General features: G+C 45.6%; 13 protein-coding genes. 9 read left to right on the top strand and 4 right to left on the bottom strand.

Annotated features, from left to right (window positions below):
• Positions 1-122 precede the first annotated feature (122 nt).
• Positions 123-818 (top strand): SIMPL domain-containing protein, encoded by a 696-nt coding sequence (locus tag ACYVNW_RS10860; protein WP_460679889.1) that lies wholly within the window; start codon positions 123-125, stop codon positions 816-818.
• Positions 819-930: 112 nt separating this feature from the next.
• Here the strand turns inward: ACYVNW_RS10860 and ACYVNW_RS10855 are convergent, their stop codons facing one another.
• Entirely contained in the window at positions 931-1,413 is a 483-nt protein-coding gene (locus ACYVNW_RS10855) for a hypothetical protein (RefSeq protein ID WP_460679888.1), read from the bottom strand.
• Positions 1,414-1,493: 80 nt separating this feature from the next.
• On the bottom strand, positions 1,494-2,639 hold the full coding sequence (bshA, locus tag ACYVNW_RS10850; RefSeq protein ID WP_460679887.1) for an N-acetyl-alpha-D-glucosaminyl L-malate synthase BshA: 1,146 nt from the start codon (positions 2,637-2,639) through the stop codon (positions 1,494-1,496).
• A gap of 322 nt (positions 2,640-2,961) precedes the next feature.
• Here bshA and ACYVNW_RS10845 point away from each other — a divergent pair, with 322 nt between their 5' ends.
• Positions 2,962-4,134: a PDZ domain-containing protein gene (locus tag ACYVNW_RS10845; protein WP_460679886.1), complete on the top strand. Its 1,173-nt coding sequence runs from the start codon at positions 2,962-2,964 to the stop codon at positions 4,132-4,134.
• On the opposite strand, the gene ACYVNW_RS10840 is transcribed toward ACYVNW_RS10845, so the two are convergent.
• Positions 4,131-4,589 (bottom strand): hypothetical protein, encoded by a 459-nt coding sequence (locus ACYVNW_RS10840; protein ID WP_460679885.1) that lies wholly within the window; start codon positions 4,587-4,589, stop codon positions 4,131-4,133. The genes ACYVNW_RS10845 and ACYVNW_RS10840 overlap by 4 nt on opposite strands.
• Positions 4,590-4,692: 103 nt before the next feature.
• On the opposite strand from ACYVNW_RS10840, the gene ACYVNW_RS10835 reads away from it, so the two are divergent.
• Positions 4,693-5,736, top strand: coding sequence for an Atu2307/SP_0267 family LLM class monooxygenase (locus ACYVNW_RS10835; RefSeq protein WP_460679884.1), 1,044 nt, complete (start codon positions 4,693-4,695; stop codon positions 5,734-5,736).
• 160 nt (positions 5,737-5,896) lie between these two features.
• Entirely contained in the window at positions 5,897-6,469 is a 573-nt protein-coding gene (locus ACYVNW_RS10830) for a YceI family protein (RefSeq protein WP_460679883.1), read from the top strand.
• 63 nt (positions 6,470-6,532) lie between these two features.
• Here ACYVNW_RS10830 and ACYVNW_RS10825 read toward each other — a convergent pair whose 3' ends face one another.
• Entirely contained in the window at positions 6,533-7,387 is an 855-nt protein-coding gene (locus ACYVNW_RS10825; RefSeq protein WP_460679882.1) for a fumarylacetoacetate hydrolase family protein, read from the bottom strand.
• A gap of 489 nt (positions 7,388-7,876) precedes the next feature.
• On the opposite strand from ACYVNW_RS10825, the gene ACYVNW_RS10820 reads away from it, so the two are divergent.
• The 5 genes from ACYVNW_RS10820 to cysD are packed head-to-tail and all read left to right on the top strand — an operon-like array spanning position 7,877 to position 13,875.
• Positions 7,877-9,967, top strand: coding sequence for a HEPN domain-containing protein (locus ACYVNW_RS10820; RefSeq protein WP_460679881.1), 2,091 nt, complete (start codon positions 7,877-7,879; stop codon positions 9,965-9,967).
• Positions 9,964-10,758 (top strand): uroporphyrinogen-III C-methyltransferase, encoded by a 795-nt coding sequence (gene cobA / locus ACYVNW_RS10815; protein ID WP_460679880.1) that lies wholly within the window; start codon positions 9,964-9,966, stop codon positions 10,756-10,758. Before ACYVNW_RS10820 ends, cobA begins: the two co-directional genes overlap by 4 nt.
• Positions 10,736-12,247 (top strand): TSUP family transporter, encoded by a 1,512-nt coding sequence (locus ACYVNW_RS10810; protein ID WP_460679879.1) that lies wholly within the window; start codon positions 10,736-10,738, stop codon positions 12,245-12,247. The genes cobA and ACYVNW_RS10810 overlap by 23 nt, the downstream gene beginning before the upstream one ends.
• 3 nt (positions 12,248-12,250) lie before the next feature.
• Positions 12,251-12,973, top strand: a complete 723-nt coding sequence (locus ACYVNW_RS10805; RefSeq protein WP_460679878.1) for a phosphoadenylyl-sulfate reductase — start codon at positions 12,251-12,253, stop codon at positions 12,971-12,973.
• Positions 12,970-13,875 (top strand): sulfate adenylyltransferase subunit CysD, encoded by a 906-nt coding sequence (cysD, locus tag ACYVNW_RS10800; protein WP_460679877.1) that lies wholly within the window; start codon positions 12,970-12,972, stop codon positions 13,873-13,875. Before ACYVNW_RS10805 ends, cysD begins: the two co-directional genes overlap by 4 nt.

Below are 13,875 nucleotides of genomic sequence, written 5' to 3'. Positions count from 1 at the left end.
AATACCTGCGTTTTAACTGCATTTAAGGTTGATTGCTGAAACATAATGTCTGATTTTTTGTAACATTCGTGTTGCAAATTAGACGCTCAGTACGTCTTATAGTCATATCTTAAAATTGAAATATGAAAAAGTTATTCTTATTAGCCGGTCTATTATGCTCAACCTTAGCCGGATTTTCACAAGCAGTTGACCTGCGTAACCGCATTGAAGTTTCGGGTAGTGCCGAACAGGAAATTACCCCCGACATTATTTATGTGTCTGTATCATTGAGAGAATACATGGACGGGAAAAATAAAGTGACGATTGACCGCCTGGAAAATCAGCTGGAAAAAGCAGTAACCGCAGCCGGAGTAGTTAAAGCGGATTTTACCATCAGCAACGTATCTTCTTACAATTATACTACTGAGAAAAAGAAGAACCCTGATTTTCTGGCTTCTAAGCAATACCGCCTGAAATTGCACGATTTAAACCGTTTAGATCAGATCATGGCCGCAGTGGATCCTAAAGGTATTCAGTCTACCAACGTGGAAGGTTATGATTATTCTAAACTGAATGATTTGCGTAAGCAGATGCGGGTAAAAGCTTTGTTAAATGCCCGCGAAAAAGCAGGTGATATGCTGACCGGTATTGGTGAAAAACTGGGCCGCCCCATCAGTATTGTAGAGAACGATGATATTAACCTGCCTTCTCCACGCCCGGTAATGTATATGGCCCGGATGGAGAAAGTTGCTGACGCCTCGATGCCTGAAAGCGATGTCAGCTTTAAAAATGTGAAACTGACTTACAGCGTAAGGGTAGTTTTCGAAATAGTAAAGTAAGAGCCAAGAATCAAGATAGGCTACTGACGGAGGACAAAAAAAGAGAAAGGACAAAAGATTGAGGATGTAACTCCTTTATCTTTTGTCCTTTCTCTTTTTGTCAATAAATCAATTATGATTTTCTAAACGTATACACCACATAGCCGGTGCTGCTGCCAATGCTGATGGGGGTTCTCAGGGTCATGGTTGAACCATCATTGCCGGAGACGATCAATTGGTAGCCAGTTTCTACATTTTTAGCTTTATCGCCCTGATAAATCTTTTTAAACTGGAACAGCTGCCCGCGTGGGTCATTGTTGTTTACCGACCAGTAGATGGTTTGCGAAGTACCGTTGGTTAAGGTGTATAAACCGTTGCCACTGTTAGTGAGTTGCCAGGTACTGCCTACAAAAGCACGTGGAGGGGCCTGGTCAAATACCGATTGTACTGCATTTTCAACCAAACCGTCGTAAGTAACATTGGTAATGGTCCAGTTACCGGTGAATTTACTTCTCGAGGCTACGTCGCCGCCTGCGGTATTTTTGGGGCCCGAGCATGAAGCAAATAATAAAGTGATAGCGCTTACCGCTATTAAAATGGAAAGTAACTTTTTCATAGTTGATAGATATAAGTTCACCACCAACCAAGCATAAACCTTGCCATTATTGTAATAATACTATAAGTGAAGCGGTATAATTATACCAAAACCCGTTTGCTGTTATCTATAGTTTCCTGGTAAAAGCTTTCGTAAATGGGCATAATGTTGGCCAGCGTAAAGGTTTGGGCATGCGCCAGAGCGTTTGCCTTAAACTGGTTCAGGCGTTCTTCGTCTTCCAGCATATAAATAGCTTTTTGTGCCATTCCGTCTACATCGCCTACATCTTTCAAAAATCCGGTTACGCCGTCTACATTTAGTTCGGGTAAGCCGCCGGTGTTAGAACTGATGACCGGTACCTGGCAGGCCATAGCTTCTAAAGCAGCCAAACCAAAGCTTTCGGATTGCGAAGGCATCAAAAACAAATCAGATACCGACAGTATTTCTTCCACCGCATCCTGCTTGCCCAAAAAGCGTACATTTTGCTTTACATCCAGGTCGCGCGCTAACTGCTCGGCCTCGGCGCGGTCCTGCCCGTCGCCCACCATTAATAGTTTGGAAGGTATCTGCTTGTTTACTTCGGCAAAAATGCGTACCACATCGTTCACGCGCTTTACCCGTCTGAAGTTGGAAGCATGCACCAGTATCTTTTCGCCTTCGGGCGCAATTGCTTTTTTGAAATGGCTTTTGGGCTTGTGGTTAAAGCGTTCCAAGTCAATAAAGTTCGGTATCACCTTAATATCTTTGGTAACCTCCGGGAAAAAGCGGTAAGTATCCTGCTTTAAATGCTCAGATACCGAGGTAACACCATCGCTCTGGTTAATGGAAAAGGTAACCACCGGCTGGTACGTACGGTCTTTACCTACCAGGGTAATATCGGTACCGTGCAAAGTGGTAATTACCGGGATATGAATGCCGTAGGTGGCCAGTATCTGCTTGGCCATAAATGCAGCCGAAGCATGGGGGATGGCATAATGTACGTGCAAAACATCCAGTTTTTCAAAACGCACCACATCCACCAGGCGGCTGGCCAAGGCCAGTTCGTAAGGCGGATATTCAAATAAAGGATATTTGCTTACGGCAACTTCGTGGTAAAACAGGTTCTCGGAAAAGAAGTCGAGCCTGACGGGCTGGTTATAGGTAACAAAATGGACCTGGTGGCCTCGGGCGGCTAAAGCCTTGCCCAGTTCAGTAGCTACCACCCCGCTGCCGCCAAAGGTTGGGTAACAAACAATTCCGATTTTCATTTGCAGATGGTTGACCTGTATTTTACGGTTGCCAAATTAACAGCAATAAATGGTAAATGTGTTACCGCGGTGTAAAGTTTACCATAAGCAGATGGGGCAATTAACACACGGTGAATGCAAATAATTTATTAGGGTAAGCCTTTGAATTATAAATATATAACGTAACTTTATTATTACAAACCAATTGTATAAGCGCTGCCTGCAGCGCAGGCCTGAATAAAGGCATTGTCTATTTTTAACAGATAGTTTAATTTTTGAGGATATGTGGGTGCGATGCTTGCGTATAATTGCATGGATAGCCCTGTGTTGGGTATCAATGCCGATGTGGAGTGCTAAGGCGCAGTATTTTGATGTGGAACCTTACCGCAAAAAAAGTGTGCTGCATTTTAAAATAGTGCGCAATTTGGTGGTTATCCGCCTGCGGATCAACCAAACCGGGCCTTACAATTTTATATTAGATACCGGTGTGGGCCTGATGGTAATCACCGACCCTTCTCTTTTTCAAAATCTCCAGCCCCAATTATATCGTACCATGAAGCTTGTTGGGGTCGATGGTAAGGATTTGTATGAAGCCAAGGTGATACCTTCGCTTGATGTGGATATACCCGGATTTACAGCGCATGGGGTAGGGGCTGCCGTATTTACCGAAGATCATTTTGGTTTGTCTAATTATACTGGTATGCCCATTCATGGCTTGCTGGGGTACGAGTTTTTTACACGCTTGGCCGTAAAAATCGATTTTTCTGACAGTACCATCACCGCATGTGACCCCGGGCGTTTAAAAAAGCTCAAAAAATACACGGTGATGCCCATTACCATTGAACGAAACAAACCTTATCTTAATGTTCCCATCCATTTTAACGATGGTTCTACCCGCTATTGTAAGCTCATTGCCGACTTAGGATCGGGGCAGGCGTTAATATTCAACGGAATGAAAAAGCGTATCTGGCCTTTTAACCAAACTATACCTGCCAATTTAGGCGTAGGACTAACCGGTATCATCGAGGGGCGGATAGGAAGGGTAGATGAACTCAACTTAGGTAAATACCGCTTGAAATCAGTATTGTCGTCTATTCCGGATACTGCACTTTACTCTTTCACTGAAACCGATTTTGATGGCAATATCGGTATGAACATTTTAAAGAAGTTTACTGTAATATTTGATTACACGAACGAAAAAGTATATTTCAAAGACCGTAGCGGTAGTTTTAAAGAACCATTTGAACATGATATGACCGGCCTGGAATATTATGCCGCAGGCGATGATCTAAAACATATCATCATTAGCCGGGTAGAGCCTGGTTCGCCGGCCGAACTGGCCAATTTGCGTAGCGGTGACGAGCTAACCGCCATCAACTTTAAACCTGTAGCCAAAATGAGCTTAGAGGAGATTGACCAGCTCTTTCGCTCACGTGATGGGCGCAATCTGTTACTGGAAGTTCAAAATCAGCATAAGTATGAAAATGTAATTATTACGCTGAAGCGGAGAATTTAACCCTGCTTGCACCGGCGCACCCAGGCCGCTATTTCATCTAACTGCTGCTTAGTAAATCCCCCTTGAAACTTTTGCAGTAATAGTACCCTGTTTTTAAAGTAACCGCCACTAAATAGCAGCAGGTACCAGCCATGGTGGTTGCGGGTATTTTCATATTCATAGCGCCCGCCCGCGGTAGTTAAATCCACTGTAGTGGTATGTTTTCGGTTAAAGCCGTTAGTATAAGTATAGTATAACCAGTGGCGTTCAATATCAATATGTACGCTTACCGGGTCTTTTGCCAGCCAGGCACTAATGAGCAATACTATGGCCGCAATCAAAACCAGAATCTTAAATTCGGGGGCATAGAAGCGCACAAGTGCATAAGCCAGTGCAAGCAAAAAAGCATACAATATCCACCGGCGGGTGCCGGTAGTAAAACTTTTGCTGGGTATAAATTCTAATAGCTGGCTCATCTATTTACAATTAACAAAGTTAAGGTATATATTAAGCTGATGATGGATTGATTTTTTAAATGGCAATTGAGTTTATACTTTTACCCTTATAAAACATCAACCCATGGAAATAGGAATAAGCACCTTCGGCGAAGTACAGCCGGATAGCAAGGCTGGCAATGCCACGCATGCACACCAGCGCGTGCAGCAACTGCTGGAAGAAGTTAAACTGGCCGACGAGGTAGGCTTAGATGTATATGCCTTTGGCGAACACCACCGCCCCGATTTTGTGATCTCGGCACCCGAAATTATGATGGCAGCCGCAGCATCAGTTACCAAACAAATCAAGCTGTCAAGTTCTGTAATTGTACTAAGTTCGGCCGACCCGGTACGTACCTTTCAAAACCTTGCTACGGTAGATTTAATTTCGGGAGGCCGTGCCGAAATTATTGCAGGTCGGGGTTCCTTTATCGAATCTTATCCGCTGTTTGGGTATGATTTAAACAACTATGATGAGCTTTTCACTGAAAAGCTGAACTTGTTCTTACAGCTCAATAAACAAACTGTAGTTACCTGGCGCGGTAAGCACCGGGCACCGCTTACCAATCAGGGCGTGTATCCGCGCCCGTTGCAGCCGGCTATCCCGGTATGGCTGGGTGTGGGTGGTACGCCGGCATCTGCGGTGCGGGCCGGGCAACTGAACCTGCCCATGATGATTGCCATTTTAGGCAGCGCTCCTAAGCATTTTTTGCCTTTTGTGGAGTTGTACCGCGAATCAGCTGAGAAGGCAGGGCATGATGTAAGTAAACTGCAATTAGGCATCAGCTCACAGTTTTTTGTGGGTGAAAGCGATCAACAGGCGGTTGATGCTTTTTACCCTTCATATGAGGCGCTGATGAACCGGGTGGGGCGCGATAGAGGCTGGTCGCCGATGTCGAAAGCACAGTTTGAATACCTGCGTAACGATGGGCCGTTGGTGGTAGGCAATGTGCAGCAGGCTATTGATAAAATATTAGGCCAGCATGAGCTATTTGGCAATACCCGTTTTCTGGCGCAATTGGTAACAGGGCATACACCACATAAAGACATGCTAAAAACTATTGAGTTGCTGGGCACCCATGTGGCACCGGCCGTAAGAAAAGCATTAGGGATAGTAAAAGCTAATTAAACCAAATGCAAGCGGTATACTCCAACAGGTGAATGTTGGACATGGAAATGAGGTGAATATCTTCTTTACAATTTGCAGACACAAAAAGTATGTGTTTAAACATTTAAATTAAAATAAGCCTCTATATTTGCACTGTTATTAAACTCAAACAAAACACATAATGAAAAAGATTTTAACCCTTATCGCTGCAGTTGCTTTAAACACTGCTGTATTTGCACAAACCTGGAAGGTTGACAAAGCACACTCACACATCACTTTCACTATTACCCACTTAGCGGTATCTGATGTTGACGGTTCGTTTAAAGATTTCGACGCTACTATTGTAGCTGCAAAGCCTGATTTCAGCGATGCTAAAGTTGAGTTCACTGCCAATGCCAATTCAGTAAGTACTGACAACGATCAGCGCGATGGCCACCTGAAAGGCGAAGACTTTTTTAACGTAGCTAAAAATCCTAACGTTACTTTCAAAAGCACTTCAATTAAGCCTGCCGGCAAAAACCACTATAAATTAGGCGGTAACATGACCTTAGGTGGTGTAACCAAACCGGTAGTATTTGATATGATTTACCGTGGTACTATCACTAACCCTATGAGCAAAGCGCCTGATGCTGGTTTTACCGTAACCGGTACCATCAAACGTTCTGATTTTAAATTCGGCAGCAAATATGGTTCACCTATGCTGAGCGACGAAGTTACTTTCAAAGCTTCAGGCGAATTTGCCAAAGTAAACTAAGCCCTATACTAACTCTATTATATATTAAAAGCGCACCGGTTAAAGCCGGCGCGCTTTTTCGTTTTATGGCTGGTAAGCTTTTACTTTTTGTTTAGCAGTGCCCAGGCCGTCGGCACCCAATTCTATTACATCGCCGGGTTTTAGAAACACAGGTGGTTTCATGCCCAGGCCTACGCCGGCAGGGGTACCGGTAGAAATGATATCACCGGGCAGCAGTGTCATAAATTGACTAATGTACGATACCAGGTAAGGTACATTGAAGATGAGGTTTGAGGTGCTGCCATTCTGCATTGTTTGGCCGTTTACCTTAAGCCAGATGCCCAACTGGTGTACATCTTCAATTTCATCAGGCGTAACCAGGTATGGGCCGGCGGGGGCAAAAGTATCGCAGCCCTTACCTTTATCCCAGGTGCCATTGCGCTCCATCTGAAACTCCCGCTCTGATACATCATTCAATAAACAATATCCGGCTACATAATTGAGCGCATTTGCTTCATCTATATAACTTGCCCTTTTACCGATAACAATAGCCAACTCTGCTTCCCAATCTGTTTTTACTGAATTTTTGGGGATAATGATATCATCAAAAGGACCAACCAGCGCAGTAGTAGATTTAAAAAAGATAATCGGCTCTTTTGGCAGCGGCGAGCCGGTTTCCTCCGCATGGTCTTTATAATTAAGGCCGATGCATACTATTTTGGACGGCCGTGCTATAGGAGCGCCAATCCGTTCTCCTGCTGCTACCAGAGGTAATTGGTTTTTATTGCTTTCCACAAGTTCGGTCAGGCGCTTTAACCCATCCGTTTCGAAAAAGTGCTCATTATAATCTTCGCCAAAGGCCGAAGTATCATAGTAGGCATCGTTGAGTACAATGCCTGTTTTTTCTTGGCCGAAGGCACCATAGCGTATTAATTTCATAGCGCAGATTTGAACAGGCAAAGTAAGGAATGTTTTGTAGTTTGTGTATGCTTTCTTTATGAACTGCTTTGCCTTTGGTCGTAGGGAGAAATCTTCTTCAAATAGCAATATTATGAATCCAAATGTCATGCTGAACTTGTTTCAGCACCCCACAGGACAAGCAAAGCGACAGATAATGCGCAGACTTAACAAATGAGGTGCTGAAACAAGTTCAGCATGACATTAAAAATTGAAAATCGCCCCATCTATTTGTTAATCCAGCGTCATCAAAAAACTTTTTTCAAAAAAGTCTACTATTTCTGTATAGTATATCTATATTTGTGATTATACATTCAGCTATGACAGTAATAGGAACTATATTTTGTTGTATGTGCCCTGACATTTAATGGCTGCGGCAGGATAGTATTTTAAACTAACTAAACTAGAACTATGCCTCTTTAGCCGTACAGGATGAAGAGGCATTTTTATTCATATTGGTAATTACAACACATGCAAAGTTTCAGAACCGAGCTGGAGAACCCGATAGTAGAGCAGGATATTGTTGATCTGGAAAGAAAGATCCAGCTGTTTCGAGAAGGTAAAATACATGAGGAAAAATTCAGGAGCCTGCGCCTGGCCCGTGGGGTGTACGGGCAGCGGCAACCCGGCGTGCAAATGGTACGCATTAAGCTGCCTTTTGGCAAGGTGACTTTCAAGCAGTTGTTACGCATTGCTTATATTGCCGATGAGTATGGCAGCGGCAACCTGCACCTCACCACCCGCCAGGATATACAGATTCATTATGTAAGCCTCGACCGTACCCCACAACTTTGGGCCGAACTGGAGCAGGACGATATTACGCTGCGGGAAGCTTGCGGTAATACCGTACGTAATGTGACCTCATCGCCCACGGCAGGAATTGACCCGCTGGAGCCTTTTGATGTATCGCCTTATGCACAGGCCGTGTTTCAATACTTTCTGCGCAACCCCATATGCCAAGAGATGGGGCGGAAATTTAAAATATCTTTTTCCTCCAGTGATGCCGATACGGCGTTCAGTTATATACATGACTTGGGTTTTATCCCCAAACTGCGCAACGGCGAGGAGCGCGGGTTCAAGGTACTATTAGGCGGCGGCTTAGGCGCACAGCCCGCCATGGCTGCGCCGGTACACGAGTTTTTACCCGAAGACGAACTGATTCCTTTTATTGAATCCATCATCCGGGTATTTGACCGTTATGGGGAGCGCAATAACCGTAACAAAGCCCGCATGAAGTTTCTGGTGCAAAAAATCGGGCTGGATGAATTATTACGTTTAGCCGAAATTGAAAAGACGGCAAACAAGGTAAAAGTTTTCAAAATTAACCGCGAAGCGTTGAGTGAACCGGTAATTCCTCAGGCAACTGCTTACCCGGAAGTAACCATCAGCAACCAGTTGAAATACGACATCTGGCGCGCTACCAATGTATTTGAGCAAAAGCAAGAGGGTTTTTATGGCGTATACATTAAGGTCACCATGGGCGATATCCATACGCCACAGGCCCGTCAGCTCATTGAAGGTATTAAAGATTTAGTGGCCGATGAAATCCGCATCACCCAAAATCAGGGGCTTTTATTAAAATATGTACGTGCAGAAGCTTTGCCTGCTTTATTCGAAGCTTTAACGGCTGCGGGTTTGGCCGACCCGGGTTTTGACAGTATTGCCGATGTGACCACTTGTCCGGGTACCGACACCTGTAATTTAGGGATTTCCAACAGCATGACCCTTTCGCGTGTGCTGGAGGAATTGATTTTTACTGAATACGAGCAACTGGTATATAACCGCGATATCAAAATTAAAATCAGCGGCTGCATGAACTCCTGCGGTCAGCACGGGTTGGCGCATATCGGTTTCCATGGCAGCTCGTTGAAGGCCGACCGTCGGGTGCTGCCGTCAGTACAAGTGCTGTTAGGTGGTGGTACAGTAGGTAACGGCATAGGCCGTGCGGCCGATAAAGTAATTAAAGTGCCGGCAAAGCGTGCTACCCATGTATTGCGTTATGTGCTGGATGATTACCAGGCCAATGCCATAGGCGGCGAAACTTTTCATAATTATTACGACAGTAAAGGCAAAGATTATTTCTATCAACTATTGAAACCCCTGGCCGATTTAACCAACCTCACCGAAGATGAATTTGTAGATTGGGGCCACGAAGAAACCTTTGCCACCGCTATAGGTGTAGGCGAATGTGCCGGGGTAATGATTGATCTGGTTGCTACACTATTGTTTGAGGCCGAAGAAAAATTAGGCTGGGCCAAAGCTGCCTTTGCCGAGAGCCGCTGGGCGGATGCCATTTACCATAGCTACAATACGCTGGTCAGTTCGGCTAAAGCATTGCTGCTGGACAAAGGCGTAAACAGCAGCACCCAAACCGGCGTAATTAAAGAATTTGATGCCCAGTTTATAGATACCGGCCTGATCAGCCTGCCTACCAGTTTTAACGAGCTGGTGCTGCAAATTAACCAAAATGAACCCTCAGAAGCCTTTGCAGCTACTTACCTGCAGCAGGCCAATGAATTTTTAAACGAAATGAAAGCCAAACGGGAGGAATTACACGTATGAAACTAACCACCACAACTCAAACTCAAATTAAAGAACCGCACATTACTCTGGTAGGTGCCGGTCCCGGCGATGCGGAATTGATTACCGTAAAAGGTATTAAAGCCCTGCAAACGGCCGATGTGGTATTGTACGATGCACTGGTAAATGAAGAATTGCTGGATTTTGCGCCCGCTCATGCCGTAAAAGTATATGTAGGCAAGCGCAGCGGTGATCATTCTTACTCGCAGGATGCTGTGAATAAGCTGATGATTGATTACGCGATTAATTATGGCCATGTGGTACGCTTGAAAGGTGGCGACCCCTTTGTGTTTGGCCGTGGGTACGAGGAGCTTGATTTTGCTGCCTCCTACAGCATTCCGGCTAAAGTAATTCCGGGCATATCAAGCTCTATTGCAGTACCCGGCCTGCAGCAAATACCGGTAACTCACCGGGGCATGAGCGAGAGCTTTTGGGTGGTAACCGGTACCACAGCCAGCGGACAGATTTCGGCCGATTTGTACGAAGCCGCCAAAACCAAAGCTACAGTAGTGGTACTGATGGGCATCAATAAACTGGCCGAAATTGCCGAAGTATTCAAGCAACAAGGAAAAGGCAAGTTGCCGGTGGCACTGATTCAGAGTGGTTCTACCGCTGAAGAGAAAGTAGCCATAGGTATAGTAGATACCATTGCCGAGGTAGCGCAGGATCATAAAATTAAAGCGCCTGCCCTGATGGTATTCGGCGAAGTGGTTTCCCTGCACCCTAAGTTTCAACCCATTCGCGAATTTTATGAGTTCAGCGCCGGGCAGTAAAATTTTAGCTGCTGATAGTGATGCAGCCACTGTTGGCGGTAATCAGCTCTTTCCGGTTTTTCTAAAACTGAACGAGCTGCATACCGTGCTGATTGGTGCCGGCCCTGTAGGACTGGAGAAGCTGACGGCTGTTTTGAACAACAGTCCGCTGGCGCGTGTCACAATCATTGCTAAAACCATATTGCCCGAGGTAAATGAATTTATTGCTGCTTATCCGCAGGTGAGAGTTATACAAAAAGCGTTTGCCGAAGACGATTTGAATCAGGCGGATATGGTTATTGCCGCCACGGCTGATAATGACCTGAACCAGTACATCCGCGCTGCGGCACACGAGCGTAAGCTGCTGGTAAACGTAGCCGATAAGCCAGATTTATGCGATTTTTATTTAGGCTCCATTGTTAAAAAAGGCGATTTAAAAATAGCGATCTCTACGAACGGCAAATCACCCACCGTAGCCAAGCGTTTAAAAGAAGTGCTTAACACGGCACTACCTAACGAACTTAACCAGACCCTGCAACAAATGAGCGCATTGCGTAATACACTGAGCGGTGATTTTGCAGGCAAGGTAAAAGCGCTCAATAAAGCAACTGCGGTGCTGGTAAGCAATAAGCCGGTGCAAAAGCCTAATTTTAAATGGCTCATCTGGCTCACCATCATCTTTTCGTTAGTTGTTGGAATTACGGCTTTATGGATGAACGAGCCGGCTTTTAAAAATTATGTGCAAAATATACAACCTGCCTTCTATTACTTCTTGGGTGCAGGTTTTGTGTTTGCCATGATTGACGGGGCCATTGGTATGTCGTACGGGGTAACTTCTACTACTTTTTCACTGTCTATGGGCATCCCACCGGCCTCGGCAAGTATGGGTGTGCACTTATCCGAAATTATGAGCAACGGCATTGCCGGCTGGATGCACTACCGCATGGGTAACATCAACTGGAAGTTGTTCAGGTTACTATTGCTGCCTGGTATTGCCGGTGCTGTTACCGGTGCTTACCTGCTGTCCTCGTTAGAACATTATGCCCACTATACCAAACCACTGGTATCTATATACACCTTAGTTTTAGGCTTCGTGATTTTAAACAAGGCTGCGAATATAAAACGGAAAAAGTCTGCCGATAAAATTAAACGGATCTCGCTGCTGGGCTTAGGCGGCGGTTTTATTGATGCAGTAGGCGGCGGTGGCTGGGGTTCTATCGTGCTATCCACCCTGATTGCCGGTGGCCGGCATCCGCGGTTTTCATTAGGTACCGTAAAGCTGACCCGGTTTTTTATTGCCATGATGGGCTCGCTCACTTTCATTGCCATGCTTAACGGTGCCCGATGGGATGCCGTTGCCGGGCTTATTATTGGCAGTGCGCTGGCCTCGCCTATTGCAGCGCGTATTTCAAACCGAATATCGGCCAAAGTGATTATGATTGCCGTAGGCATCATTGTGATATTAGTAAGTTTAAAAAGTATTTATGCCTTTGTGGCTAAACTGATATAGTACATGAACAGGCTGACCGAAGAATTAAAACAACACACCACGGGCAAAACGCCCGAACAGGCGCTAGCCCGGCTGGCCGATACATTCCCGGGCGAGGTTGTATTTTCCACCAGTTTTGGCTGGGAAGACCAAGTAATTACCCACATGATATTCAGCAATAACCTGCCCATTAAAGTATTTACTTTAGAAACCGGCAGGCTGTTCCCTGAAACTTATTATGTTTGGAACCGCACTATGGAAAAATACGGCCAACCCATACATGCCTACTACCCGCAGCACGAAGCGTTGCAGCAAATGGTGACTGCCAAAGGACCCAGCAGCTTTTACGATTCGGTGGAGAACCGGAAGGAATGCTGCGGCATACGTAAAATTGAACCTTTGAAGCGGGCTCTGGCTGGCAATAAATGTTGGATAACAGGCATTCGAGCCGAGCAATCACCCAACCGTGAGGATATGGAAAATGTGGAATGGGACGAGGGCAACCAGTTGGTTAAATTTCATCCCATATTTAACTGGACGCTGGATGAGGTGAAAGCGTACATTAAAACTAACCAGATACCTTATAATGTTTTGCATGACCGGGGTTTTCCCAGCATTGGCTGTCAGCCCTGCACCCGTGCCGTTCAGCCGGGCGAAGATTTCAGGGCCGGCCGGTGGTGGTGGGAAGACCAGTCGAAAAAAGAGTGTGGTTTGCATTCGGCACAGGAGATTATTACAGAAAAATGAGTACACGATCTTTAGATTATTTAGATGAGCTTGAGGCAGAAGCTATTCATATTTTGCGTGAGGTAGCCGGGCAGTTTGAGCGCCCCGCCCTGCTGTTTTCGGGCGGTAAGGATTCCATTACGCTGGTGCGTTTGGCCGAGAAGGCATTTCGCCCCGGTAAGTTCCCGTTTCCGCTGGTGCATATTGATACCGGGCATAATTTTCCGGAAACCATACAGTACCGTGACGAAATGGTGGCCCGCTTGGGTGAAAAGCTAATCGTGGGCCATGTGCAGGATTCAATCGACCAAGGCCGCGTAGTAGAGCAAAGAGGTAAAAATGCCAGCCGTAACGCCTTGCAAACCGTAACCTTGCTGGATACCATTGCCCATTACCAGTTTGATGCTTGTATTGGCGGCGCCCGCCGCGATGAGGAAAAGGCACGCGCCAAAGAACGAATTTTTTCCGTTCGTGATGAATTTGGCCAGTGGGACCCTAAGCGCCAGCGCCCTGAGCTGTGGAATATTTACAATGGTAAAATTCACAAGGGCGAAAACGTAAGGGTATTCCCCATCAGCAACTGGACGGAATTGGATGTATGGAATTATATCCGTCGCGAAAACATCCCCCTACCTACCATCTACTTCGCCCACCAGCGCGATTGCATTACCCGCAATGGCCAGTTGATGGCCGCTGCCGAGTACCTGAATATGGATGAGGAAGATGTGATTGTGCCGAAAACGGTACGTTTTCGTACGGTAGGAGATATGACCTGTACCGCTGCGGTAGAATCTGAAGCTTTTTTAATTGATGATATTATAAACGAAATCAGCACCTCCAAAATAAGTGAACGTGGTGCCCGTATGGACGACAAGGTATCGGAAGCGGCCATGGAAGACCGCAAGAAAGGAGGTTATTTTTAA

It is taken from the genome of Mucilaginibacter koreensis (assembly GCF_054783355.1).
The sequence above is the reverse complement of the archived record's forward strand: the minus strand, read 5'-3'. Positions and strand labels throughout refer to the sequence as shown.